23 protein-coding genes and 2 pseudogenes are annotated in these 23,387 nt (G+C 61.9%); 23 read left to right on the top strand and 2 right to left on the bottom strand.

The genetic code is table 11. From position 1 onward, the window contains the following. Positions 1-3: 3 nt before the first annotated feature. Positions 4-1,470 (bottom strand): type VII secretion integral membrane protein EccD, encoded by a 1,467-nt coding sequence (eccD, locus tag EHW12_RS09370; RefSeq protein WP_065352879.1) that lies wholly within the window; start codon positions 1,468-1,470, stop codon positions 4-6. A 235-nt stretch (positions 1,471-1,705) separates the two neighbouring features. Between eccD and eccCa the strand changes: the two are divergent. The 23 genes and pseudogenes from eccCa to EHW12_RS09485 all read left to right on the top strand — a co-directional run. Beyond that, positions 1,706-3,268 (top strand): annotated as a pseudogene (gene eccCa, locus EHW12_RS09375) (type VII secretion protein EccCa); the annotation flags it as partial. 34 nt (positions 3,269-3,302) lie between these two features. After that, a complete protein-coding gene (locus tag EHW12_RS09380) occupies positions 3,303-4,670 on the top strand; it encodes a recombinase family protein (RefSeq protein ID WP_125050527.1) in 1,368 nt (455 codons plus the stop codon). A gap of 813 nt (positions 4,671-5,483) precedes the next feature. Further along, on the top strand, positions 5,484-5,705 hold the full coding sequence (locus EHW12_RS09385) for a hypothetical protein (RefSeq protein WP_125050528.1): 222 nt from the start codon (positions 5,484-5,486) through the stop codon (positions 5,703-5,705). A gap of 145 nt (positions 5,706-5,850) precedes the next feature. Then, on the top strand, positions 5,851-7,392 hold the full coding sequence (locus EHW12_RS09390) for an AAA family ATPase (protein ID WP_125050529.1): 1,542 nt from the start codon (positions 5,851-5,853) through the stop codon (positions 7,390-7,392). Positions 7,393-7,410: 18 nt separating this feature from the next. After that, positions 7,411-7,677, top strand: coding sequence for a hypothetical protein (locus EHW12_RS09395; RefSeq protein ID WP_125050530.1), 267 nt, complete (start codon positions 7,411-7,413; stop codon positions 7,675-7,677). A 126-nt stretch (positions 7,678-7,803) separates the two neighbouring features. Beyond that, the gene (locus EHW12_RS09400) at positions 7,804-8,067 is read left to right on the top strand and encodes a hypothetical protein (RefSeq protein WP_125050531.1); all 264 of its coding nucleotides are present in this window, start codon (positions 7,804-7,806) and stop codon (positions 8,065-8,067) included. Beyond that, positions 8,064-8,369 carry a hypothetical protein gene (locus EHW12_RS09405; RefSeq protein ID WP_125050532.1) on the top strand — a complete coding sequence of 102 codons (306 nt, stop codon included), beginning with the start codon at positions 8,064-8,066 and terminating at the stop codon, positions 8,367-8,369. Before EHW12_RS09400 ends, EHW12_RS09405 begins: the two co-directional genes overlap by 4 nt. Then, positions 8,366-8,788 (top strand): helix-turn-helix domain-containing protein, encoded by a 423-nt coding sequence (locus EHW12_RS09410; protein WP_069145965.1) that lies wholly within the window; start codon positions 8,366-8,368, stop codon positions 8,786-8,788. Before EHW12_RS09405 ends, EHW12_RS09410 begins: the two co-directional genes overlap by 4 nt. Before the next feature lie 20 nt (positions 8,789-8,808). Next, positions 8,809-9,369, top strand: coding sequence for a hypothetical protein (locus tag EHW12_RS09415; protein WP_125050533.1), 561 nt, complete (start codon positions 8,809-8,811; stop codon positions 9,367-9,369). Between the two features lie 6 nt (positions 9,370-9,375). Then, on the top strand, positions 9,376-9,750 hold the full coding sequence (locus EHW12_RS09420) for a capsid cement protein (RefSeq protein WP_125050534.1): 375 nt from the start codon (positions 9,376-9,378) through the stop codon (positions 9,748-9,750). A gap of 16 nt (positions 9,751-9,766) precedes the next feature. Further along, positions 9,767-10,639: a major capsid protein gene (locus EHW12_RS09425; RefSeq protein WP_125050535.1), complete on the top strand. Its 873-nt coding sequence runs from the start codon at positions 9,767-9,769 to the stop codon at positions 10,637-10,639. Positions 10,640-10,652: 13 nt separating this feature from the next. Then, complete coding sequence (locus EHW12_RS09430) at positions 10,653-11,105, top strand: phage protease (protein WP_125050536.1); 453 nt, start codon at positions 10,653-10,655, stop codon at positions 11,103-11,105. A gap of 424 nt (positions 11,106-11,529) precedes the next feature. Beyond that, a complete protein-coding gene (locus EHW12_RS09435) occupies positions 11,530-12,330 on the top strand; it encodes a hypothetical protein (RefSeq protein ID WP_125050537.1) in 801 nt (266 codons plus the stop codon). A 789-nt stretch (positions 12,331-13,119) separates the two neighbouring features. Continuing rightward, a pseudogene (eccCb, locus tag EHW12_RS09440) lies at positions 13,120-15,573 on the top strand (type VII secretion protein EccCb); the annotation flags it as partial. A gap of 56 nt (positions 15,574-15,629) precedes the next feature. Next, positions 15,630-17,072, top strand: a complete 1,443-nt coding sequence (locus EHW12_RS09445) for a type VII secretion-associated protein (protein ID WP_241199131.1) — start codon at positions 15,630-15,632, stop codon at positions 17,070-17,072. A 184-nt stretch (positions 17,073-17,256) separates the two neighbouring features. After that, on the top strand, positions 17,257-17,562 hold the full coding sequence (locus EHW12_RS09450; RefSeq protein WP_003940986.1) for a WXG100 family type VII secretion target: 306 nt from the start codon (positions 17,257-17,259) through the stop codon (positions 17,560-17,562). A 100-nt stretch (positions 17,563-17,662) separates the two neighbouring features. Continuing rightward, positions 17,663-17,956, top strand: a complete 294-nt coding sequence (locus EHW12_RS09455) for a WXG100 family type VII secretion target (RefSeq protein WP_003940975.1) — start codon at positions 17,663-17,665, stop codon at positions 17,954-17,956. A 290-nt stretch (positions 17,957-18,246) separates the two neighbouring features. After that, the gene (gene rplM, locus EHW12_RS09460) at positions 18,247-18,690 is read left to right on the top strand and encodes a 50S ribosomal protein L13 (protein ID WP_003940842.1); all 444 of its coding nucleotides are present in this window, start codon (positions 18,247-18,249) and stop codon (positions 18,688-18,690) included. Then, entirely contained in the window at positions 18,687-19,196 is a 510-nt protein-coding gene (gene rpsI, locus EHW12_RS09465; protein WP_007728596.1) for a 30S ribosomal protein S9, read from the top strand. The genes rplM and rpsI overlap by 4 nt, the downstream gene beginning before the upstream one ends. Positions 19,197-19,350: 154 nt before the next feature. Then, positions 19,351-20,688 (top strand): phosphoglucosamine mutase, encoded by a 1,338-nt coding sequence (gene glmM, locus EHW12_RS09470; RefSeq protein ID WP_125050539.1) that lies wholly within the window; start codon positions 19,351-19,353, stop codon positions 20,686-20,688. A 110-nt stretch (positions 20,689-20,798) separates the two neighbouring features. After that, on the top strand, positions 20,799-21,104 hold the full coding sequence (locus tag EHW12_RS09475; protein WP_003941002.1) for a hypothetical protein: 306 nt from the start codon (positions 20,799-20,801) through the stop codon (positions 21,102-21,104). 80 nt (positions 21,105-21,184) lie between these two features. After that, entirely contained in the window at positions 21,185-22,249 is a 1,065-nt protein-coding gene (locus tag EHW12_RS09480) for a hypothetical protein (protein ID WP_241199132.1), read from the top strand. Then, a complete protein-coding gene (locus tag EHW12_RS09485) occupies positions 22,246-22,530 on the top strand; it encodes a hypothetical protein (protein ID WP_003940907.1) in 285 nt (94 codons plus the stop codon). The genes EHW12_RS09480 and EHW12_RS09485 overlap by 4 nt, the downstream gene beginning before the upstream one ends. Here the strand turns inward: EHW12_RS09485 and EHW12_RS09490 are convergent. After that, positions 22,491-23,330, bottom strand: a complete 840-nt coding sequence (locus EHW12_RS09490; protein WP_003941000.1) for a dienelactone hydrolase family protein — start codon at positions 23,328-23,330, stop codon at positions 22,491-22,493. The genes EHW12_RS09485 and EHW12_RS09490 overlap by 40 nt on opposite strands. Positions 23,331-23,387 lie beyond the last annotated feature (57 nt).

Consider the following 23,387-nt stretch of genomic DNA (forward strand, 5'->3'; position numbering starts at 1 on the left):
CGCTCAGAGGCCACGCATGAGCGCGAAGAGGCCACTGACCCAGCAGATCAGCGGAACGATTGCTGCAATCGCAGCGAGGTCCAACAGCTCGGCAGCGCGTCGCATCACGGGGCTGAATGTGTTCTGGGGGGCAAGGATTCCCAGAACCAGTGCCAGGAGGAGAACGGTCATCGTGATGGCGAAGACGACCAATGCATGGTCGCGATGGGTCCATGCCATGTCGCCCAGGAGAACGAGAATCACCGAGATGCCTGCCGCGATGAGTGGCACAGCCTGCTGTGCGCCCGCGTAGGTGCGCCCGCGAAACATCAGCACGACGGCCGTCGCGAATGCGAGAGCAAGATTCGGCCAGACGATCCCCTGACCAGGCCAGGACCACGCGAGTGCGACGGCAGCGACGAGCGCGACCACTGACGTGGCCACGATCAGCCCGGTCAGATAGCTACGCGCCCGCCCTGCCCTTTCCGCCAACTCGGTCAGCCCGGGTAGTTCGGGTTCGGGCAGTCCGTCGCGGTCGTCGTCGAGGGGATTACTCGGCGTCGGAACAGGAGGAAGCGGTAGTCGCGCGAACAACATCGACAGTCGAGCGGTGAACGTGAGAACGATCAATGCGGCGGCAATCACCGCGCCGCTGACGGTCGCGGTGCGCGCCTCGGGAAGCGTGGTAGTGACGGCAAAGGTGCCCACCGCCGCGAGAAGGACGACGAGAAGTGCTGTGAAGACAGCTAATCCGGCGCCGCACAAGCGGAAGCAGATCAGAGTTACCGCAGCGGCAAATGCCGAACCGAGAAGCAGATGAGCCGAAAGAACAGTGCCGGGCACGCAGAGTGCGCCGGAGACGAACGCCAGTGGCACCGAAGCGCATCCGAGCGTGACGGAACTTCCAGAGTCTCCGTACACCCGCGCTGCCACGACGGCGGCGACGGTGAGCACCAAAGACGTCACTCCGCCGCAGACGGCGCCGATCAGTCCCGTGTCGCCGAGGACCAGGGCGAGGGCCGCGACGAGCGCAGCGACGAGGGCGGCGGTCGAGCCGACAATGCGCGCGGTGACCGGAGTCCAGCGTCGGTAGACGTCCGCATCCGTGGCCGCGACGGTGTACATGATGTCGTCGAAGAGTGGGGGCGGGGCAGCGGTGTCCGAGGCCTCGAGTACGAGCAATTCTCCATCGCGGATTCCGTGCTCGTGCAGCGACAGCGTCGGTGCCAGCGGTGCCCTGCCGACTTTCGACAGAGTCCAGTCGACGGGCTCGAATTGTTCGGTGGTGTGGTCGAACTCGTTGAAATTGCTGTGGTTGACAATTGTGTCCACAATGCCCGGAATGACCACGGTGAGTGGAACACGAAGCGGCACCGCAAGATCCACCTGCGAATGGGCTGAAAGTACCGTCAACCTGCACAGTTCGGCAGAATGACTCGCGCCTCGTCCGTTTCCGGTGTTCGCAGCGCTGGTTGTAGTGGTGCTGGTCAAGATCTGTCCCCTCCCATGACGCGATTCCCCCTTCGCGTCACCCCAGTTCACCCGAACAATACGACATGAACTGCGCGCCTGTATCGGAGACAGCGCCGACAACAGGTGGCACCGACCCGAGTGTCGGTGTTGTGATCTACTCTCTTGCAATTGCGCGAGTACGCCTTGGGGGGCCGGCGGTAGTCGGACGAGGCGTCTGGCGGCAACAGCTGCAGCACCGATGGGGGTGGGTGAATTGAGCACTGTCAGATTTGCGCGTCGAGCACGCCGTGAATCGCCGCGCACACCGGGCGGCGAGGTGACGCTTCAGCCCCCACCGGAGATACCTCGCGTCACGCCGGGAAACCTACTGACCAAACTACTTCCGGTGATCATGGTGGTTGCCATGATCGGCATGGTGGCGCTGATGTTCTCTTCCGGCATGGCGCGCAATCCGATGTCCCTGCTGTTTCCGGTCATGATGATGGTGTCGATGCTCGGAATGCTCGCCGGGGGCGGTCGTAGCGGTGGAGCAAGAGCGTCCGAAGCGAACGAGGACCGCAAGGACTACCTCCGGTACCTGGATCAGGTGCGTAGTGATGTTGCTGCGACGACTGGTGCGCAGCGTGCTGCTCTCGAGTGGAGCAATCCCGAGCCGTCGCTGCTCTGGACACTGGCCGGGACTGTGCGGATGTGGGAGCGTCAGATCACCGACTCGGACTACTGCCACGTTCGGGTAGGTCTGGGTACACAGCGATTGGCCACCAGACTCGTGTCTCCGGAGACCGGGCCGGTCGAGGATCTCGAACCCGTCGCTGCTGTCTCACTTCGGCGATTCGTCCGTGCACATTCGGTTGTGCAGGACCTGCCGACCGCCGTCTCGCTTCGCGGATTTGCTGCGATGTCCATCGAGGGGCAGAGAGATTCCGCTCGTGCGCTAGTCCGCTCGATGTTGATGCAGCTGTGCACATTCCACGGTCCGGACACGCTCCAAGTTGCGGTGGTGTGCGGTCCCGATACCGAATCCGAGTGGGAGTGGGTCAAGTGGCTCCCACACGTGCAACACCCGCAGTCTCAGGACGGCACCGGCACTGCACGCATGGTGTTCGGTTCGTATCTCGAATTCGAAAGTTCCCTCGGGGAACCGCTTTCGATGCGTGCTCGATTCGCTCGCAACACTCCAGCCAGTGCGGGCGTTCCGCATCTCGTGCTGGTCGTGGACGGTGGCTTACTCGAAGGTGACACCGGCCTGTTGTCCGAATCCGGGCTCGACTCGGTGACAGTCCTCGACCTGTGCGGGTTCTGCCCGCGGCTGGTGGCGACGCGTGGGTTGCGACTGGTCGTCGGTAGCGATCAGATCGGCGCGGTGAGCAGCGCAGGAGTTGAGAACTTTGCGAGGCCCGACGCTGCGACGACGAGCCTGGCGCAGGCGTTCGGGCGTCGCATCGCACCGTTCCGTGCGGCATCGCAGAATGCCGTCGACGCAGCTGACGACGACCGATCCATTCGGACGTGGAGCCAGATGTTGGGGATAGGAAACGTTGCGAGGTTCAATCCTGAGCATGGCTGGCTTCCACGTCAGGGGCGCGACCGACTCCGTGTGCCGATCGGTGTCGGACAAGACGGAAACCCCGTCGAACTGGATCTGAAGGAGTCGGCCGAGAACGGTATGGGTCCGCACGGGCTGTGTATCGGAGCCACCGGTTCTGGCAAGTCGGAGTTCCTGCGAACCTTGGTGCTCGGCCTGATCGCGACCCACTCTCCCAACGCACTGAACCTCGTCCTGATCGACTTCAAAGGTGGTGCAACCTTTCTCGGAACCGTAAGTCAAGTGGGACGCTTATGCTGAATCCATGCGCGCAGCGATCTACACCCGAATCTCCAGTGACCAGACCGGCGAAGGGCTCGGCGTCAGTCGTCAGCTCGAGGACTGCCAGGCTCTCGCAGAATCATTGAATTGGGAAGTAGTAGAACACTTTTCGGACAACAACATTTCGGCTTACTCGGGCCGTGTCAGGCCGGGTTTCGAGGCCATGCTCGACGGAATGAAGAACGGGCAGTACGACGCGTTGATCTGCTGGCACCCCGACCGATTGCACCGGAACATGAAAGACCTCGAGCGATTAATCACCTTGGCCGACGAGGGCGGTATCGAATTGCGCACTGTGCGGGGTGGAAATTTCGACTTGTCGACCCCCGCCGGGCGCATGATTGCCAGTGTCATGGGAGCAATTGCGCGGCAGGAATCCGAGCACACGAGTGAGCGACGCAAGCGCGCCAACGAGCAGAAAGCGGCGTCAGGCGTGTGGAGCGCCTCGCGCAGACCATTCGGCTACTCACCGTCGGGTGAGCCTCACGAGCCCGAGGCGTCGGCTGTGTCCACAGCGGCAGCCGACGTGTTGGCGGGTACGTCGTTGCGGCAGGTTGCGCGGGAATGGAACCAACGTGGTCTACGGACAACTCACGGCGGTATCGAGTGGCGCGCAACGAGTGTGAGACGAGTGTTGGCGAACCCGCGCTACGCCGCCTTGGTCGTGCATCGTGGCCGCGTCGTGGGTGCAGGTAATTGGAAGCCGTTGATCGACCAGGACTCACACCACGCGTTGCTTGCGTTGTTCAACGATCCGAGCCGCACAAGCGCCGTGTCGTTCGAGCGCAAGCATCAGGGGAGCGGGGTCTACCGATGTGGTGAGTGCGGCCAACGTCTGATCCTGCACGTGGCCACAGGCGGCGTTCGGTCGTACCGGTGCCCGCAGCACCATGTGCGCCGCCAACTCGCGGCCCTCGACGAATACGTTGACGCCCTCGTGATCGGTCGACTGACAGCACCCGACGCACAGTTGGTACTCGACGAGCCCGAACGGGATCTACCCGCCATGCAGATCGCTCGGGACGGGTTACAGGCACGGGCAGACGAGTTGTCGTCGTTGTTCGCGGAAGGCGCTATCGACGGTTCTCAGTTGCGCCGTGGCACGTCCGAGCTAAGGGACAAGATTGCTGTCATTGACGCTGAACTTGCCGCCGCGCGGATGGTTTCACCGCTTGCCGACCTCGTGTTGACCGGCGACCAGTTGAGTCGACGGTGGGCTGAACTGTCACCGGATATCCGCGGCAAGGTAATCGACGCCCTGATCACGGTGACCGTACACAAGTCGCCCAAGGGCCTGCGACGGTTCGACCCGACGTACGTCGGTATCGGTTGGAACACCGCCTCGGAGTAGTTCGACACGGCCCCAAGATCAACCCTCTGCACGGCCTTATTTGAAGGGCGAGGGCGGTGTTCATTTTGAACCGTTCCCGAACAGTTCCCACAGACGAGACAGTTCGACGCCGCTACGCCCCAATAACGCTCTGACCTTTACGGGAACTAGTTCCCGCCGATTTGGCACTTTCGACAGTCACCGGCACCGCCGATCGAGCTCAACTGTTCCCCAATAGTTCCCCGACGTTTGTCCTGGTCAATGGCATTTTTGGGGTTTAGTTCCCAATAGTTCCCCATAGTTCCGGGAACGGTTCCGAACTGAACCGTTCCCAGTTCCCCCTCTTTATAAAGGGGGAACTGGGGAACTGTTCGGGCGAATGGAGATCGACAGTGACGGTGTCGGTTGTTGTTTCGTGCCACCTGTTCACCGGCAAAGGCACCGGCAGGTCTGGGGACGCTGCGTAGAACAATGCGGCCAACATGGCTGTGTGTCCCGTCCACGGCCTCGTGGTTGATGGTGGTCTAACGTGCCCGATTCACGGCAAAGGGAACGCAGCGAGTCACACGGCCACCCGATGGCCGGCCTTGGGGCGCACTCGTCGGAAGTCCAATTATGTGACGAGCATCACTAAAAATTCTGTTTGTGCAGGTCAGTCCAGCGGATGGAATGTGTCGACAACTCACGGGTTTACATGCGTCATTTGCAATAAGTTCCTGACCTGCAAAACATCTCACGGGTTTTGTGGCACAAGGCATTTCGGTCGATTTCTGGACCACGGTCGCCTGTCACGCTCAATTCCAAGCGATAAACCGACGAACCGAGGACGACCCCGTGAGGTCTAACAAGACAAACATCAACGCCCCCATTGCCACCCTGCGTGCTCGAGTAGGTGCGCTCACTCGTTACCGACCGGCTTGCCACCCCGAACTGATTGCAGCACATCGGGAGCTGACGACACGACGAATCGAGGCGGTCATTGCCGATTCGCCCGTGCAGCTCACTGATTCGCAAATTGATCGAGTCGTCGCGGTGTTGCGCGGCGGTGCGCGCTAGTCATGACCGCGCCAACCTTAGAACGCAAGGAAAGCCTTGTGCCGAAACGCGACTCGTCGGTGGCTGCCCTCTTGGCTACAGCGCCACCTATGTCGGACGGGCAGCGTGCGCGAATTATCGGCCTGCTGAGAGGCGGTGCAACGGGATGACTTCGACAAAAGAAACCGCCGGTGCTGGACACACCGGCGGTCTTCGAACTGGATTACCAAGTGACAGTGACATTAACAAAATCGTCGACCGTTGGGAAGATGACGACGAGCCGCCGTTCGACGCCGAGGACGACCCGTGGACGGTCATAGGTCATTACTCCCCGCACTCGACCACGATCCTTGAGAGCGTCAGGGCGCATTGGGATTCCAGGGGCGGAAGTGTGCACGAACTGTCCGACGACGCATTGACCGTTGTCGGCTGCCCCGAGGTTCCCCTTGAGGTGACGATTCACTTCGACGACGATCACCCAATCAAGTCGTGCCGCGCCGAGATTGAGCGTCGAGCGAGAGTTCTGACGCTAAAGGATGCTGCTGACGCACGCGTGCAGGCCGAGCTCGATGCAACGGCGCGATTGCGTGAACAGGCCGCCGCTGATGTTGCTGCCGAGGCCGTCACAGCTACGTCCTCGTGGGATCCCGTGGACCTCACCGAGATTCTGGCTGACAGATTCGTTGCGCCGGTACCGTCGATCATGGCCCGCGCTGACGGATTGTGCCTGATGTATCCCGGCCTCGTGCATTCGTTTCACGGTGAATCTGAGTCCGGTAAATCGCTCATCATGCAGCACGCAGCGGCTGTCGAGTTGGGTCAGGGGCGTGACGTTCTGTACCTCGATTACGAGTCCGACGCCGCGTCTGTTGTAGGCCGACTCCGTGAGCTTGGTGCCCCCGTCGACATGATCGCTCGGCACTTCCACTACCTGCACCCCGAGGAATCGTTCACGTCGTTGACAAGTCGAATGCGGTGGGCGCGACTGCTCGAGGCCACCTACTCGCTGGCAATTATCGACGGTGTCACCGACGCGCTGGCCACATTCGGTTACTCGTCGATCGACAACGACGACGTGACCAAATGGCAAATTGCCATGCCTCGCAAGATTGCCAGTGAGACCGGCGCAGCCGTGGCACTGATCGACCACGTGTCGAAGGACAATGCAGGCCGTGGTCGATTCGCTGTCGGCGGCTCGGCCAAGATGAACGGTCTCACCGGTGCTGCCTACATTGTCGAGGTGGGCACACCGCTCGGTCGTGGCCGGCGCGGTGTCGTCAACGTGCGCATCGGCAAGGATCGGCCCGGCGGTGTTCGGGGGCAGCTCATTGCGTCAGACAAGATGCGTGCCGACCGTACCGAGGCCGTAGCTACCGTCGTGGTCGACTCGACGAGTGGTGCCGGGATCCACGTCGAGCTACAGGTGCCAACAGAGCTTGCGCCCGGTGGTGTGAAAGCGAACGATGCCGCGACTTTGGACAAGGCCGCCGCGTACGTGACGGATCACCCCGGAATGTCGAAGACGGCAACGGCGCAGGCGATGACCGGGAAATATGCCGCCAACCTGGCAGCGCTCGCAACTCTGATCACGCAGGGGTACGTGGAAGACGGCGGGCGCGGCAAGGGTTTGCGGACCGTAAATCCCTACGTTGCGTCAGACGACGTATTTGCGATGCATACACAACTCGACCGTCAATCAACTACTTAGACAAAGGATTCCAGCATCATGACCATCAGGTCTGAGCAAGCTCACAACGCAGCGGTCGAGGTCTACCTCGACAAGTTCGCTGACTACGACAAGGGCAAGTGGATTGCCCGCACACTCAAGTTTCAGTTCACCGAGGGCCTAACAGTGAGTGAGCTTTGCGCGCTGGCCGCCTTGGCGCACCCGTACAGCGATGAATCCTCGGACGTGGCCGACACCCTGCGCCGCCTCGTCGAGGACGGGCACGTTTCGTTCGACGCCGACCGGATCCTGCGCATGACCAAGTGACGACCACTCGGTGCCAAGCGTGAACGGCAGATCACGGCACCGCCCACAGATGATCACCCTCGAAGTCCATGCCCTGCACGGCCATAGCCATAGCTATTCCCGTGACAGAGAAGAGCGTCAAGCATCATGACAACACCGATTTCATTCTCAATCGTCGACGTTCAGTTCGACGGACAGCTGCCGACTCGCTTCGTGGTCGACCTGCTCCAGACCTACGACGGGTTGCCGCTAGCCGAGTTGGCCCGTCGGATTCGATACGCCGCCGAGGATCGCCACAGCCGCGTGATGACGCATGCAGCGGTTGACGGTTTGATCAAAGCGGGTAGGGCAGAGCATGTCAGCGTGGCCGGTGGCCGCGTGGTTCGCCTCGTCGAAGGCGTGTCGGCATGAACGAGGCAAACATGAAAGCTGCTGCCCGGCTGCTACTTCAGGATGAAGGTCGGCGGTCTGCCGACCAACCTGAGGTGGCCGAGACGTATGCCGCCAAGGTCGACGCGATCCTTGCCGAGGCCGAGACGGGTGACGGGCTCGATGCCTTGCTACGTGCATTGCTGGATCTGTTCGCTGCGACCGATAGCCTCGAAAACCGGCGCGCGACGATCGCTCGGTGCCAAGCGTTGGCCTACCTCGACGTCGACATTCTCGAGGATCAAGTACGGGGTCGTCGTCCGGGTGCCGGTGGTGACTTGTGAGCGCGCAGCCGCTCGTCGGCGTGTACCTCGACCCCGAGGCCGCCGGGTTGCTCGTGCGCATCATCAACGACTACGACGCCGCCCTACGCGCTGCGCCCGGTGGCCGAGTGCTCGGTCACAAGGTCATGGGATTGCGCGACGAACTTGACCGAGCTAACGCACGCGTCAGTGCTCGGTCGTCAAACGTCAGTTCAAACGTCAGTCAGGTTGGCGTACAGCATGATCCGGCGCAATCTGAGGTCTATGCATTCATCGACTCACGGCAGGCCGCTGCCGTCCTCGGCATTAGTCCGTCCGGTGTCCGAGACCTCGCACGCCGGGGCCGTCTCGTTTCGCGTAAGGCCGGGGGTCGATGGGTTTACTCCCTTGCCGACGCCGAGCGGATCGCAGCCGAGCGGGCTCACGGGCTGCGCCGCTGACACCGCTGGCACGGTGGCCAATGCCTAACGCGCAACTGGTCACCGTGCCGGGCGTGGAACTGATCAAGGTCGGCACGTGGGACATATCAACAGGCAAGTGGGACGTGACAACTGAAATGTTGCACTCGGCTGTCGAGGCCGCCGCTGCCGGTGTCTTGCGCCGCCCACCGCTCAAGCTCGGCCACGACGACCCACGGTTCGACGGTGAGCCTGCAATCGGGTACGTCGGCAACCTGCGAGTCACCGCGGACGGTCAAACGCTCGTCGGGGATTATGTGGGCGTCCCCTCGTGGCTTGCCAACGTGATGGCCACCGCTTACCCGTCACGCAGCGTCGAGGGCGTTAACGAGGTCGAGGCAGCCGACGGCACCAAGTACCCGTTCGTTCTCACGGCCTGCGCATTGCTGGGGGTTACCAACCCTGGCATCACGAGCATTGCCGACCTGCCCGCTCATTTCGGTGTCGCCGCCAAGGCCGTCACCGCCACATTCACCCGCACGGATAACGCGCCTACAGCAATGGCTGTGGCGCTCGCAGCGGCACGGCGCAACCGTCGTGGCCGCGCAACAGAAAGTAGGTAACGGCCCATGGCCGAGTCAATCCTCGTGTACGCGCCCGGCGCAACACTGACGGGACAGGCAACCGCCGCCGTCGTCAAATCGACGTTCGTCGCGGTGTCGGGCAACCGAATTGCCAACGGCGGCAACGTCGCTGTGGCAACCGCTACGGCGGCCGGCCGATCGTTCGGTGTCGCTGCGCACGACGCCGCTACCGGCGAACTGGTCACGATCCACCGCGCGGGCACCGTCCGAGTACTCACCGCCGGTGTGCTCGCAGCGTTCGACGAGGTCGAGGTCGGAGCGACCGGTAAGGCAGTGAAGCTCGCTGCCGGTAAGGCGGTCGGATACGCGCTGTCCGGTGCCGCCTCGGGCGCACTCGCTGAGATTCATCTCTACGTCTGATTAGGAGACACAACCCATGGTCAATCCACTTATCCCGCATCTCGAAGGCCGCCTGCTGACGGTCGATGTTGTCCTGCGCAATCCGACGATCCTGCGCGACCGGATCGCCCACCTGGCCGATGCACAGCTGCTCATGCCCAAGTTCTTCACGAGCCTCGGGGTACCGGTCGAGGGCGGCGGCATTCTCTACAGTGTGGCCAAGGCGTCGGACCTGTACGCCTCGGGCGTCGAGAAGCGTTCGCCCGGCGCAGAGTACGCCGTGGTTGATGGCGTACAGCCCGAACCCAAGCGGGCACTGGTCGAGGATTTCGGTGGAAGATTCCAGATTCTCGACGAGCACAAGGATCGCAACGACCAGAGTTACGTCGATAACCAGACGACGCAGCTCGCGAACAGCGTCGTTGCCAAGGTCGACGCCGCCGCGATGCTGGCTGTGACCGAGGCCGATGTCGACGACCTCGTCGTTAGTGCACCGTGGGACACAGCGATCCTCGACGGCGCGACCCCGACGGATCCCAGCGAGCGCCCCACCGGATCCCTGGCACAGGCACTCGAAGCATTCGAGGTTGACGAGTTGGGCATCGTCCCGGACACGCTGCTCACCTCGCCTGCCGAGGCTCGTGTGCTGCGTACGCTCTACGGAAAAGATTTGGCCGACGTGCTCGAATCGTTCGGTTTGGAACTGGTGAGTAACGCACGCTTGGCCGCCGGATCCGCATACGTCGTGCAGGCCGGGGAACTTGGGGCCGTTGGTTTCGAGAAGCCGCTCACCGTCGAGATTTACGACGAACGGGCAACGCGATCGCATTGGGCGCAAACGTACTGCGTGCCTGCGTTCGCCGTCGAAAAGCCGTACGCCGCCAAGCGTCTCACCGCACTCGCAAGCTAAGGAGGACAGAACCGTGGAACTGACATTCAACGACGAACAGACCACCGCACTGCTCGAGGCGCTCGGCCTGGCAGCGGACACCGCCGACGTAGCCGTGATCCTCGCGGCCATTGCCGACTTGGCTGTAGCAGAGAACGCGATCGCAGCAAAGGCCGCGGGCAAGGGGTTGACGCTGATCGACGCCGCGCAGCTCGCAGCCCTCGAGCTGGCAGCCGAGGAAGGCCGAACCGTGTCGGCTGCGGCGGCCAAGGCAGTCGTCAACGGTCACGTCGATACCGCGATCCGTGAGGGCAAGCTGCCACCGGCCCGGCGCGCTCATTGGGTGAAATTGATCGAGGCCGACGCCGCTATGGCCGACGTGCTCGCATCTGCACCGGTAGTGATCCCGGTTACCGAGGCCGGATACGGCAACGCTGTCGGTGGCCATGACGGTGCCGGTGACGAGAAGTCGCCTTGGTTCCGCTGACCGCTGCCCTGGCAGAGTGAACGGCCCCGACACCGAAAGGTGCGGGGCCGTTCTCGTTGGCTCATATCGGATGGGCCGGGTTCCCTAAAACGAGTTCCACGTTACCGACGTAGGTTGATCTACCGCACAGGACGTGGCTGTGACCTGGGAGTTTCTGCGTAGGGTTGGCATTTGCCCTGGTCGGGCTACCGGGGCCGTCAGGCGTGTACGTAAAAATGGGCAGTTGGCACCGTGGAGGAGCTGCCGCGTACCCCCCACCCTCAGAAAAGTGGTGGTCAGAGTGCTATCGCCGTCGATCGTCTGGTCACTGGTGTACGGGATCGCCTGGCCGACGTTAAGTGACTGCCTGGCGGTTCTCGGTGGCAGAGCGGTTACCGTGGCTGCGAAGCACGAGGTGCAGCCCGCAGAATGGAGTTGAGATTTTATGGACGACGAACCAGAAAACAAGTCACACCACCTGGGTGATGCGTTCAATAACTGGTTTCAGTACTACGAGTCTACCGATGCCCTGGTTCGTTTGACCTACTTAGGTTTTCAGAGAACGACACACGTGCCGGAGATGTACCGAATCCTCAAAGGGGCGCAGGACGTCATTGAACGTGCTGAGAAGGAGGCGGAACGCGCGCAGAAGGAGATTGACGCTGGGTATCCCACGCTGCACGCTCACAGTCTACTCGGCCTTTGGGGTGCGTTCGAATGCCTGGTAGAGGATTTTTTTAAGGCGACGATTAAGGCCGATCCTGGTTTGCTTAGTGGGGATGCTTTTGCCAAAATTAAACTGCCGATCGATATCCTGTTCGCCTCAGACGATGAAAGAGCGGAAACCGTACTTGGCGAGTTGACTCGCGCTACCAGCTCTGAAAAGAGCATAGGGGTTACGCAATTCGAGCGAATTCTGAGGCCAATCAATCTTGGTGGTTCTGTGCCGACGAGAGTCAAAGACGCAGTCTTCCAGGCGCAGCAGATTCGGCATATTTGGGCCCATAGGGGAGGGGTTGCTGACGCGACATTTGTGGGACGTTGTCCCGCTCGGGCGAAAACCGGTGAAAAGGTTCAGATGGATACGGAAGAGTTCTTTCATCTGGCTGGTGGGCTCGCGATGTACAGCATGATTATTGTGAATCGCCAGTGGAAGAATGTTGGAACGGAGTTTCTGTTTACGGAGGCGTCTGGATATGAGGGAGTCTTCGAGGAAGTGGGCATGGGGGCCTCGACCGTTGAGTGATCGATGGTGTCGACCGGCGCGGTAGCTGCCTACGTCTGCCTCAGAATGGGATTGGCCGAGCCGCTTAGACACAACAATGCCCCTCGTTCGAAGGAGCACAACGGACGAGGGGCATTGGGCTTGTTCTCACAAGCGTGCACCGCCAAGCATCACCAAACCGGTACGGGGCAAGTGTATCAACGTGGGTTGCCTCAGGAATTTCAAAGGAGTTGTCACACTGACACATTGGCCGATCGGAGCACCCAAGGGTGCCGGTGTCGAATCCCCTTCCCCAACGCGGCCCGAACTCCATACCCCGATAGTCCATCTCGGCCAACACAAGTAGCCCGACCACTGAGAGTGGACGAGCGAATGTTGAACCCTCACGGCGTCTGCGCAGAACCATCGTGTGGGTGCCCGCGCCGGTTGGCAGGACTAGGGGAGTGCACCGGGGTGGTCGGTTTACGTCGGACTCACCGGATAGCGACGTGCAACAAGCTCACGGATCGTGGCGCGCAGAGCGCAGGCCGGTACGTCGACCGGCCTGGCTCAACAGGTCACGGTCAGTTCACGAGACGTACCAACCGAGGGCGACGACGATGCGCAGAATGCCGAATACCGCTGCGTACGCAGCGATCATGAGAGTGATGACTATGACGCCGAGCAATGGCTCAAGGCGGTTGTCAGGGGATGACGATAGAGTGGTCCTACGGTTCACAGCGGTTTCCGTTCCGTTGGTGGGCCGAGGCCACGCGCCGGTGTTGGTAGCACCGAACGTGGCCGCTCGTTTATGCAGAGCGTCTAATTCGTACATTCCTCGGCCTCGAGGAGGCGCCGCATGTTGCTGCGATCATCACCAACCTTGCCGAGGAATTGGCGATGGTCGATCGTATGAAGGACGCGCTCGCCGGCGAAATGAATCGTCGACAAGAACTGTTGCGTGCGGCAGGAAACTTCGCAAACGTGTCCGATTACGAGAGGGCGAGGCTGGCCGGCGCTGCACTCGATCCGTTACCGGCACTCTTCGTGGTTGTCGACGAGTTTTCCGAACTGCTCAGTCAGCAGCCGGAATTTGCCGAATTGTTCGTGGCCATCGGGCGATTGGGCAGGTCACTTCACATTCACCTGCTGCTGGCCAGTCAGCGGCTCGACGAAGGAAAGCTTCGGGGTCTCGACAGCCATCTTTCGTATCGCGTCGGTTTGAAAACGTTCTCGGCGAACGAGTCTCGTTCCGTCCTCGGCGTTCCCGATGCTTATCACCTTCCGGGTACACCCGGTGCGGGATACCTGAAGTCCGATTCTGCTGAGATCGTTCGCTTCCAAGGTGCGTACGTGTCAGGCCCGTACGAGGGCGAGCGGATCGTGCCCACTCGATTCTCGGTCGATTCCCCCGTCGAACTGGCGCCGCTGCCGTTTATCGCGAAGCCCGTGATCGGACCAGAGGCCGTTGTCGTTCCCGTCGAGCCCGACGTCGTCGACATGGGTGAAATCGGTGACGATGCACGTACTCTCATGGGAGTCCTCGTAGACCGCATGCGCGGTCACGGTCCACGTGCGCATGAAGTGTGGCTCCCGCCGCTCGAGTCATCTCCGACGCTTGACCAGTTGTTGCCGCGGTGGGCGACCGGTGATCAACCTCGCGGAAATCTGAGCGCACCCTTCGGCATAGTCGACAGGCCGTTCGATCAGCGCCGCGATCTACTCGTCGCCGATCTCAACGGATCGACTGGCAACCTCGCGATTGTCGGCGGCCCGCAGTCGGGAAAGTCGACGGCGTTGCGCACGTTGATCTTGTCTCTGAGCATGACGCACACGCCGGAACAGATTCAGTTCTACTGCCTCGACTTCGGCGGTGGAACGCTCCTCGGATTGAAAGATCTGCCGCACGTCGGATCGGTGGCAAACCGCTTGGATTCCGACCGCGTCCGGCGCACAGTTGCCGAGGTACTCGGTGTGGTCGCTAAACGGGAGCGACTGTTTCGTGACCTCGGCATCGAATCGATGGCCGATTTCCGTAGATTGCGAACAGCTGATCCCACCGGGGAAGGTGAGGCTGCGGGACTCCGAGAGGACCCGTACGGTGACGTCTTCCTCGTCGTCGACGGTTGGCCAAGCGTTCGTTCGGATTTCGAATCACTCGAGCCCCAGATCAACATGCTCGCCGGTCAAGGTTTGTCCTTCGGTGTACACGTGATCGTCACGACGTCGAGGTGGGCCGAGATCCGGCCGGCACTCAAGGATCAACTGGGTACTCGCATCGAACTTCGTTTGGGTGATCCGGGAGATTCGGATGCGGGTCGCCGGAAAGCCGGCCTGGTGCCGGAAGGTCGACCGGGTCGTGGCATCACTCGCGACGGACTCCACCTTCTCACCGGACTACCTCGAATCGACGGCCTACCGGGTAGTGAGAACTCGAGTACGGCTGTGGTGGCGACGGTCGAACGTATTGCAGCCATGTCGAATTCGCGTCCGGCACCCACCGTGCGGATGCTCCCGGATTCCTACTCGCGGGCAGAACTTCTCGAAGCTGTCGGGACCCGGTGGCCCTCACCGAGTGCGGCCGACGGTCGGTGCCTCACCGTGCCGATCGGGCTCGGTGAGACCGACCTCGCCCCGGTGTACATGGACTTCCGGGAACACCCGCACCTGTTGATATTCGGCGACACCGCGTGTGGGAAGACATCTCTCGTGCGTGGAATAGCCGAAGGGATCATCGCGTCGAACACACCGGCCCAGGCCAAGCTGATCATCGGTGACTATCGGCATTCCCTGCTGGGCGTGGTCGAAGGGAATCACCTCGGCGGGTACTCGGCGTCGTCGACGACCTTCGGTGAGTTGATGGTCGACTTGGCTCGGATCGTCGCTGCCAGAATGCCGAACGCCGAAACAACGCAGCAGCAATTGCGGGAACGGTCGTGGTGGAGTGGGCCGGAGATTTACGTACTGATCGACGACTACGACCTTGTGGCCACACCGAGTGGAAATCCGGTGGCGCCGTTGCTCGAATACATTCCGCACTCCAAGGACATCGGTTTGCACCTGGTTATTGCCCGCCGTTCGGGTGGTGCGGCCAGAGCACTGTATGAGCCGGTCATTGCGAGAATTCGCGACATGGCGCCGGCCGGATTGATCATGAGCGGAAGCCGTGACGAGGGAAATCTCGTTGGCACTGTCCGCGCGTCGGCGATGCCGGAAGGCCGTGGGGTCTACGTTTCCCGCTCGCAAACCCAACTTGTCCAAGTTCCGTGGATACCACCGCTGTGACCGCTCCGTCCGCAGTGTCGGTCTCGTTACATTGGGGTGCATCGAATATCTGGGTCGTGTCGGGTCAACGCGAATTCTGTTGCAGTGCAGACCTCAGACGCGAACCGGCGTCGGGCCCCGGTGCGGCCGGCGAGAATGCGATCGATTACATCGACGACGATTATGTCGACGTGGATGGTCGGGTTGTCCCGACTGTCTTGGAGGTGGCCAGGCTGATCTCCAGTGCGATGGACGGGTGCGGAATCGTCGACGCAGACATTCTTCATCTCAGTCATCCCTCGGATTGGGGTGCCCCACGCAGGCGGCGATTGCTCGATGCCGCACGTCGAGTGGCGCACGACGTCGTACTCGTTCCGACGTCGATCGCGGCGGCGAGGTCGGCTCATACGGCTTGGCGATCGCGGTGTGTCGTCCTCGAACTGCGAGGCGGAACGGTGGTCGCTTCTGTTGTCGCTGAGGTCGACGGTGAACTCCGAATCGACGGAACACAAAGTTCGGAGATCGCAGACGTTGCGGGGTTGTTTTCCGCAATCGGGGATCTATCGGTTCGGGACGCTGTGGTGTTGGTCGGGCCGAGCTCTCATGCTGTTGCGGCTTCGCTCGAACGGGGGTCGACGAATGTTCACGGCCACGCGAGCATCCGAATTCTGGACGAGAGCCGGGTGGCTGCGTCTCTGGTGGATCCTCAGACGCTCGTTCGCCAGACAACCGCGCGGGACAGTTCGGGACGAATCGTCGACAATTCGGCTTTCGGCGCCGGGTGGGTAGGCGATACGGATGGCGCGAAGTCGATTCCTTCCTTGGACTCGAATGCCTCTTCGCCGCGTCGCGTCGGCGGGCGGCGCGGAGGCCGTCGATGGTTCGCGGCGGCGCTTGCGGTGGTCGCCGTCGCCGGTGCGGTCGCAGGAACGGTGGTGGTGTCCACTCGCGATCGAAACGATTCTCGGTTGACGGGGTCGGTCGCAGCCACGGCGGAAGACGAAGTAGAGATCGTGGAGGCGTCGAAGGATCAGGAAACGCCTGCGCCGAAGACTTCGATCTCGTCGATCGAGTCCGGTGCCACGCCGGAACTCACGCGTGTGGACGTGGGAAGCGTTGCGGCAGAGGTACCTTCCGATTGGAAGCTTCTGTCGCGAGGGACCTCGAGCGGGCGTACCGATTTGGTACCCGGTTCCGGCGCGGATCGCAAGATCGTGGTCATCGAGAAACGTCTTGCGGAAGGTGTGGGATTCGATTCCGTCGAAGCCGTTTTGCATCAGCAGTTTTCGACGTTCGAGGACCCATTGCGGTTCGCAGAGTTTTCTGTGCTCGACGATGCCGCAGGAAAACAGGCAGTGGTGTACGTCGAGTTTCCGGACGATTTCTCCGAGGTGCGTTGGCACGTGTACGTCGACAACGGACGGCAAGTGAGTATCGGCTGCCAGTATCTGGTCGGTGAGTGGGGCAGTCTCGAAGCGGACTGCCTGCGGATGTGGCAGTCGGTCGAATTCACACCGTGACCGGATCGGTCGGTTCTGAAAATATTCTTCGGTCGGGCCGGAACCGTTGGCACGAAGGTCGCGTCAAAGTATGTGTAGCGCACATCAGGGAGTTCCGCTCGACCCCGGTGCACATCCGACGGACAAAGCCCGTTGTGTGTGATCGCCGATACCGAACGGTACTCACCGAATCCAGGGGGACGACATGGGCTTTACCGCAACTACCGCTGAATTGATCGATTCGGCGGGGACCATCGACGGACATCTCGGTGACATCAGGGGGCTGGTCAACGCTGTTCGGTCGGAGGCCGACGCTTCGCACAATTCGTGGAACGGTGCGGCGCAGGTCGAATACGCAGGAATCATGGAGCGATACAACAGCGCGGCCCTGAAGTTGGACACAGCTCTGACCGACATCTGCGAGCAGATCAAACAGGCCGCGGGAACCTTCGACTCGACCGAAGACGACAACGTCAGCTCGCTTCGCGGCGCGACGGTGAACATGTCCTGACCGCCAGCTCTTCATCGTCCGATCAAGCAATCCTCAGCCAGTAGTTCTCGCAAGTTAGTTCTCACAATTTCTCTCCAGTCACACCGAACCGGGAGCAGTTATGTCCGACAGGATCAAGTACGACTTCGGCGGCCTCGCAATGCTGTCCGATCAGATGAAACAGCAGGCCAAAGCGATCAACGACAAACAGGGCGACATCAAGGTTGTCGTGGACAAGCTGCAAGCAGGCTGGGAAGGGGCAGGTTCCGAAGCGTGGAACGACGCACAGCGTCGCTGGGCTCAGGCTTCCGAAGAACTGAACATGGTTCTCGCGCAGATCGCCGGAGCGACGGCGAGCGGCTCGGAGAAGATGCAGGAAGCTGATCGGATCGCGGCAAACGGGTTCGGTCGCTGACAACATCCCATGCCGTGATGACACCCCGCCTGCCCCGGTACCGTCAGGTTGCCGGGGCAGGCGCATGTCGATCGCTCGCATCGCTGTGCTGGACGATGATGCTGTTGGCAGGAATGGCTGCGCTTTGACCTGGCAGCGGGTAGACCGGTATCGTCTATCGGTGGCGTGCCGTAGGGCTCCGGCAGAAATGCGTGGAGACCGGCGGTTCTCGGGTCTCAACTGGCCGCCGAGGATCGTTTACGCGATACGCACATGGTCAGCAGTGGAATGAATTAAGACGAGGAAGATCTGTGTCTACGTACACCCCGAAGGCCGGAGATGTGACCCACACGTGGCACGTCATCGACGCCACTGACGTGGTGCTCGGCCGTCTTGCCGTTCAGGCAGCGAACTTGCTGCGTGGCAAGCACAAGCCCACCTACGCGCCGCACATCGACGGTGGTGACTTCGTTGTCATCATCAACGCAGAGAAGGTTGCCATCAGCGGCAACAAGCTGCAGGGCAAGAACGTTTACCACCACTCCGGATTCCCGGGTGGCCTGAAGTCCCGCACTGTCGGTGAGGTCCTCGACAGGACTCCCGATCGTCTCGTCGAGAAGGCCATTGTCGGCATGCTCCCCAAGACGAAGCTCGGCCGCGCAATGAGCAGCAAGCTCAAGGTTTACGCGGGCCCGAATCACCCCCACACCGCGCAGCAGCCGGTGCCGTTCGAGATCAAGCAGGTCGCACAGTGACATCGCCGGAAGAGCAGAACGTGTCCGAAGAGAACATCGAAGCAGTGGAAGAGCTTGTCTCTGACGCAGTCGAGGTCGTCGAAGAGGTTGCTGCAGCTACGCTCGCACCGATCGTCCTCGATCGCCCGGTCCAGACCGTCGGTCGCCGCAAGGAGGCTGTCGTTCGCGTCCGGATGGCTCCCGGTACCGGTCAGTTCAAGCTCAACGGTCGTACGTTGGAGGACTACTTCCCCAACAAGGTTCACCAGCAGCTGATCAAGGCTCCGCTGGTGCTCGTCGAGCGTCCCGAGTCTTTCGACATCATTGCACTGCTGCACGGTGGCGGCCCGTCCGGTCAGGCAGGCGCACTGCGTCTGGCTATCGCGCGCGCACTCATCGAGGTAACCCCTGATGATCGTCCGGCCCTCAAGCGTGCAGGCTTCCTGACGCGTGACGCCCGCGCGGTCGAGCGTAAGAAGTACGGCCTGAAGAAGGCCCGTAAGGCATCGCAGTACTCCAAGCGCTGATGCTTTGCCGAGGTTGACCCGACGGGTCTGCTTCGGCACCTGTTCACCACAAGAGCGGGCGTCCATCGTTACCGGACGCTCGCTCTTGTGTTTCTCGGAGAAATTCCCTTCTCGAGTTCCCTTCTCGAGGTTCACAGGATTCAGGAGTCGTTCTATGGGTCGGTTGTTCGGTACTGACGGTGTTCGTGGACTTGCCAATTCGGATCTGACTGCAGATCTTGCATTGAGATTGGCAGTTACCGCGGCGAGCGTACTGACAGCCGATACCGCGGACGAACGTCCGACCGCCGTGATCGGCCGCGATCCTCGCGCCAGCGGTGAGATGCTTCAAGCCGCGGTGACCGCAGGATTGAGTTCCGCGGGTGTCGACGTGCTCGACGTGGGTGTTCTTCCGACTCCGGCAGTTGCATACTTGACGGCAAAGCTCGACGCCAGTCTCGGTGTCATGATCTCTGCATCGCATAATCCCATGCCGGACAACGGAATCAAGATTTTCGCAGCCGGTGGACACAAGCTCGATGATGCTGTCGAGGTGGCGATCGAGGATGCACTCGAGGGCACTGCACCGCCCGTCCTACCGACAGGTGCCGGGATCGGCCGCGTCCGTACGGTCGACGACGCCGCTCAGCTGTACCTTGCGCATCTGGCGAGCGCGGCGAGCGAGCCACTCGCTGGACTCACCGTTGTGGTCGACTGCGCCAACGGCGCTGCTTCCGCGCTCGCACCGGTTGCCTACGCGGCAGCGGGCGCTCGCGTCATCGCGATCAGCGCCGATCCCGACGGCCTAAACATCAACGACGGCTGCGGATCGACGCACCTGGAGAATCTTCAGAAAGCCGTAGTCGATCACGGGGCGGACCTAGGCCTCGCGCACGACGGCGACGCCGACCGCTGCCTGGCCGTCGACGAGACCGGAGCGGTGGTCGACGGTGACGCGATCATGGCAGTTCTGGCGATCGCGATGAACGACGCCGGTGAGTTGGTCGAGAACACTCTCGTCGCGACTGTCATGAGCAATCTCGGTTTGCACATCGCGATGCGCGAGGCCGGTATCAACATCGTGACTGCTGCCGTAGGCGACCGCTACGTCTTGGAGGAACTGCGCGCGGGCGGATACAGCCTCGGTGGCGAGCAGTCAGGCCATGTCGTGTTGCCGGCGTTCGGCACCACGGGCGATGGGATTCTCACCGGCCTCCGGCTGCTCGGACGCATGGCTCGCACGGGTAAGTCGGCATCCGCGCTGGCCGCAACGATGACAACCCTCCCGCAAGTTCTGATCAACGTGAAGGTTGGGGACAAGGCGACAGTCGCAGCATCGCCGTCGGTACTCGCAGCAGTCGCGGACGCAGAGCGCGTCCTCGGTGACGGTGGTCGCGTGCTCCTGCGCCCGTCCGGGACAGAGCAACTGGTCCGCGTCATGGTCGAGGCCACCGAACTTCCGCTCGCGCAGAAGCTGGCCGACGAGTTGGCCGAGATCGTCGGTTCGGTTTAGCCCCTCATTACGCGTTCGCGTTTTGAGGGAACGTAATTGCGCCCTGCTGCGTCCAAGGAGTCAAAGGCCGCTCGACGTTCGAGTGGTTCCGTTGAAACTTGGGAGCGCTCGTGGATGTCGACCGCGCTGGAACAGATGAATTGGCACGCCATGCGGTGTCGGTGGCCCAGGCTCTGCGCGATTCTGCCGAGCCGATCAGGCGTTTGCGATTCAGCGGTGCCGTTTCGGGCCGTGATTACGCCGAGCATGGAGCCGCGTTGGCGTCGGCATTGGCGGTCCTGAATTCTCGCTTGACTGGCCGTGCGGATCTTCTCGATGCGTTGGCGCGTCGGCTTTCCTCTTCGGCTGAGGTGATCGCTGAGGTGGACGGTCAGGGTGCGCAGCGATTGCGAGACTCCAGCGGGTCGGTCTCATGATACCGACGAGCGGTACCGCACAGGCAGTACCAAAAGGCTCCTTGTGCGTCGAAGATATTCTTGCACTGCGTGATTCACGCGTGCATCCCGACGAAATCCTGGATGCTGGTGCGAGGGGATTGCAGTTCTTCGATCGATTTCACAACCTGGCCTCTCGGTTGGGCTTCGAAGAACGGATGCTTACGTCCTACGAGGATGCGTATCGCGCAGAGGCTGGTATCGATTTCGAGACACTAATGCGAGATGCGTCGGACATGGCCGCAGCGGTGGACGGTTCGGTCGCCGAGATCGCGATGCTGACGCACCTGGCGGAGAATCTTCCTGCAGTGTGGAATGTTTCCGGCGTGGGTGCGGTCGTAGATCAGGCCTTCGCGGCGCGGCGTGAAGCTCGGTCCGATGCGGATTCGGCGCCACTGTTGATCACGCTGGCCGACGAATTCGCGCGGACGGTTCGAACGGCTTTGGCAGACAAGGCTTTCAAGGTGGCCGGCCTCGACCGGGCGACGATCGGCGGTCTGGGTGCGGGGGAGATCGACCAGCTGACTCACGTCGCTTCCGCCGGTCGTGGTGCGGCGCCATGGCTGGACACGGTTTTTCGTTCGGCGTATCTGGATACTCGCGACGAATTCGACAGGGCGTGTGCGGAGTGCGCGAGTGCGGTTGGTCATGCTTTTGACGCCGCGACCCAGTGGGTGACAGACGCGTTCACGTCAACCTTTCCGATCGCCGAGCCGAGTGCATCCGGTGTCGCCGCCGCTCCTGTCTCTTTCTCGATCGGCGGCAACACTTGGGGTTTCTCGATTGCGTCCGACGGTCGTGGGGTGAGTCTGGATGTTGCAGGTGCTGACGGGAACTCTGTGTCGGCCACCCTGGAGTTGAGCGAAAATGGTTGGCCGAGAATAGTGCTCGATGCCGATCCGGAGATGTCGCTGCACGAGGCGCGCCCGCAAGAAGCGTCCCAGCCTGCGACACTCCAGCCCGAAACTCCCGACCCTGAGATTCGCGAGCACGAGGTGCCGGTTGAATCCAACGCCGAGTTCTCGCCCGCGCCGGACCCGGAGCCGCCTTCCACAGTCCCCGACGAGTCGATCGTGGCTCCCGACGGAGAGACGGGCGCTGAGTTGGCCGGAGCTGGTCCGCTGTGAAGTCCGTTCACGCGCCGTTCGAAGCGATCCGTCGAACCCTCGATTCTCAACTCGACGACTTCCGTGAGCGCAGAGTGGCCGCAGCGAGCGCGGAATCGCACCAGGAGCCGCCGTCCGAAACGACATCCGCCGAGAATGACACGGATGGGCCGGTCAGGTCCGGCCCGTATCTGCGATCCGCGTCAGAGCCGACGCCGACGCCGCCGTGCTCGCCGCCGGAGTCGGTGGCGAGTACGGACTCCTACTTACGCAACAGCTGGCTGGCCCGCGCGTCGGAGTGAGGTTCGACCGGCAGCAACGGCGCCGTGTGCGGAATCTCGACGTCAGGATCAGCAAAATCCTTGTACTTCTTGTCGCCGGTCAGATGGAACAACAGGAAGCCCGTGAGCAGGCACCGTGTGGCGGCCTGTGTCTTGCGCTCGGATCCACCGAGGCCCAGGGCGCCGAGGAGTCGGCGGCCTTCGATCAGTCCGGCGTCTTGGGCGTCGTTCACGGTACGTGCGATGACAGGACCGCCCCACTCCACGCTCAGCGGCCGGGCATTGCTGGTCAAGGAATCGACGTCGTCTTCGCCGGCGAGGATCAATCCGGGCGCTGTGATCTTCGACGCGTAGTTCTCCGCCTTGGGTGCTGTCGGGGCCGGGAACAGTGCGGCTACCGCACCGACATCCCCGCGCTGCGCTGCGGCCAGTACCGCAGCGCCCGCGCCCATGCCGTGACCGGCAAAGGCGACCCGATCGGGTTGGACGCTGATCTGTCCGGGGCCGAGTCGCACGCCGACGCAGATGTCGAGCGTCGCTCGAAGATCTGCAGCCAATCCGAGATGTGACGGGACCGGACCGCGTTCGCTGTCGGGCGCCGCTGCGACAATTCCCCAGGAAGCGAGGTGCTGGAGTGTCTGCTCGTACTTGTGGGACCCGACCATCCACCCGTGCGCGAAGGCAACGGCGGGGAGATTGAAACCGGTTTCCGGCGTGTACACGACACCCGGCTGTCCGGCCAGGGCGAGGTTGCCGCGGAGAACTCGGTGCGGGCCGCGCTTGGACAGCTCACGGGTCAGTGTCTTCAGTTTCGGTGCCACGGTTGAAGACGTTATCCGATGAGCCGCCTCGTGTATGCGGAGCGGACGCCGCAACCA

The sequence above is a fragment of the Rhodococcus sp. NJ-530 genome, assembly GCF_003860625.1.
Lineage (GTDB): Bacteria > Actinomycetota > Actinomycetes > Mycobacteriales > Mycobacteriaceae > Rhodococcus_F > Rhodococcus_F qingshengii.

Coding starts and splice junctions, on each gene's coding strand:
- EHW12_RS09435 (WP_125050537.1), top strand. CDS start 11,530: ATGGACGACGAACCAGAAAACAAGTCACACCACCTGGGTGATGCGTTC.
- EHW12_RS09405 (WP_125050532.1), top strand. CDS start 8,064: ATGAACGAGGCAAACATGAAAGCTGCTGCCCGGCTGCTACTTCAGGAT.
- EHW12_RS09450 (WP_003940986.1), top strand. CDS start 17,257: ATGGGCTTTACCGCAACTACCGCTGAATTGATCGATTCGGCGGGGACC.
- EHW12_RS09390 (WP_125050529.1), top strand. CDS start 5,851: ATGACTTCGACAAAAGAAACCGCCGGTGCTGGACACACCGGCGGTCTT.
- EHW12_RS09420 (WP_125050534.1), top strand. CDS start 9,376: ATGGCCGAGTCAATCCTCGTGTACGCGCCCGGCGCAACACTGACGGGA.
- EHW12_RS09425 (WP_125050535.1), top strand. CDS start 9,767: ATGGTCAATCCACTTATCCCGCATCTCGAAGGCCGCCTGCTGACGGTC.
- EHW12_RS09395 (WP_125050530.1), top strand. CDS start 7,411: ATGACCATCAGGTCTGAGCAAGCTCACAACGCAGCGGTCGAGGTCTAC.
- EHW12_RS09455 (WP_003940975.1), top strand. CDS start 17,663: ATGTCCGACAGGATCAAGTACGACTTCGGCGGCCTCGCAATGCTGTCC.
- EHW12_RS09415 (WP_125050533.1), top strand. CDS start 8,809: ATGCCTAACGCGCAACTGGTCACCGTGCCGGGCGTGGAACTGATCAAG.
- EHW12_RS09380 (WP_125050527.1), top strand. CDS start 3,303: ATGCGCGCAGCGATCTACACCCGAATCTCCAGTGACCAGACCGGCGAA.
- glmM (WP_125050539.1), top strand. CDS start 19,351: ATGGGTCGGTTGTTCGGTACTGACGGTGTTCGTGGACTTGCCAATTCG.
- EHW12_RS09400 (WP_125050531.1), top strand. CDS start 7,804: ATGACAACACCGATTTCATTCTCAATCGTCGACGTTCAGTTCGACGGA.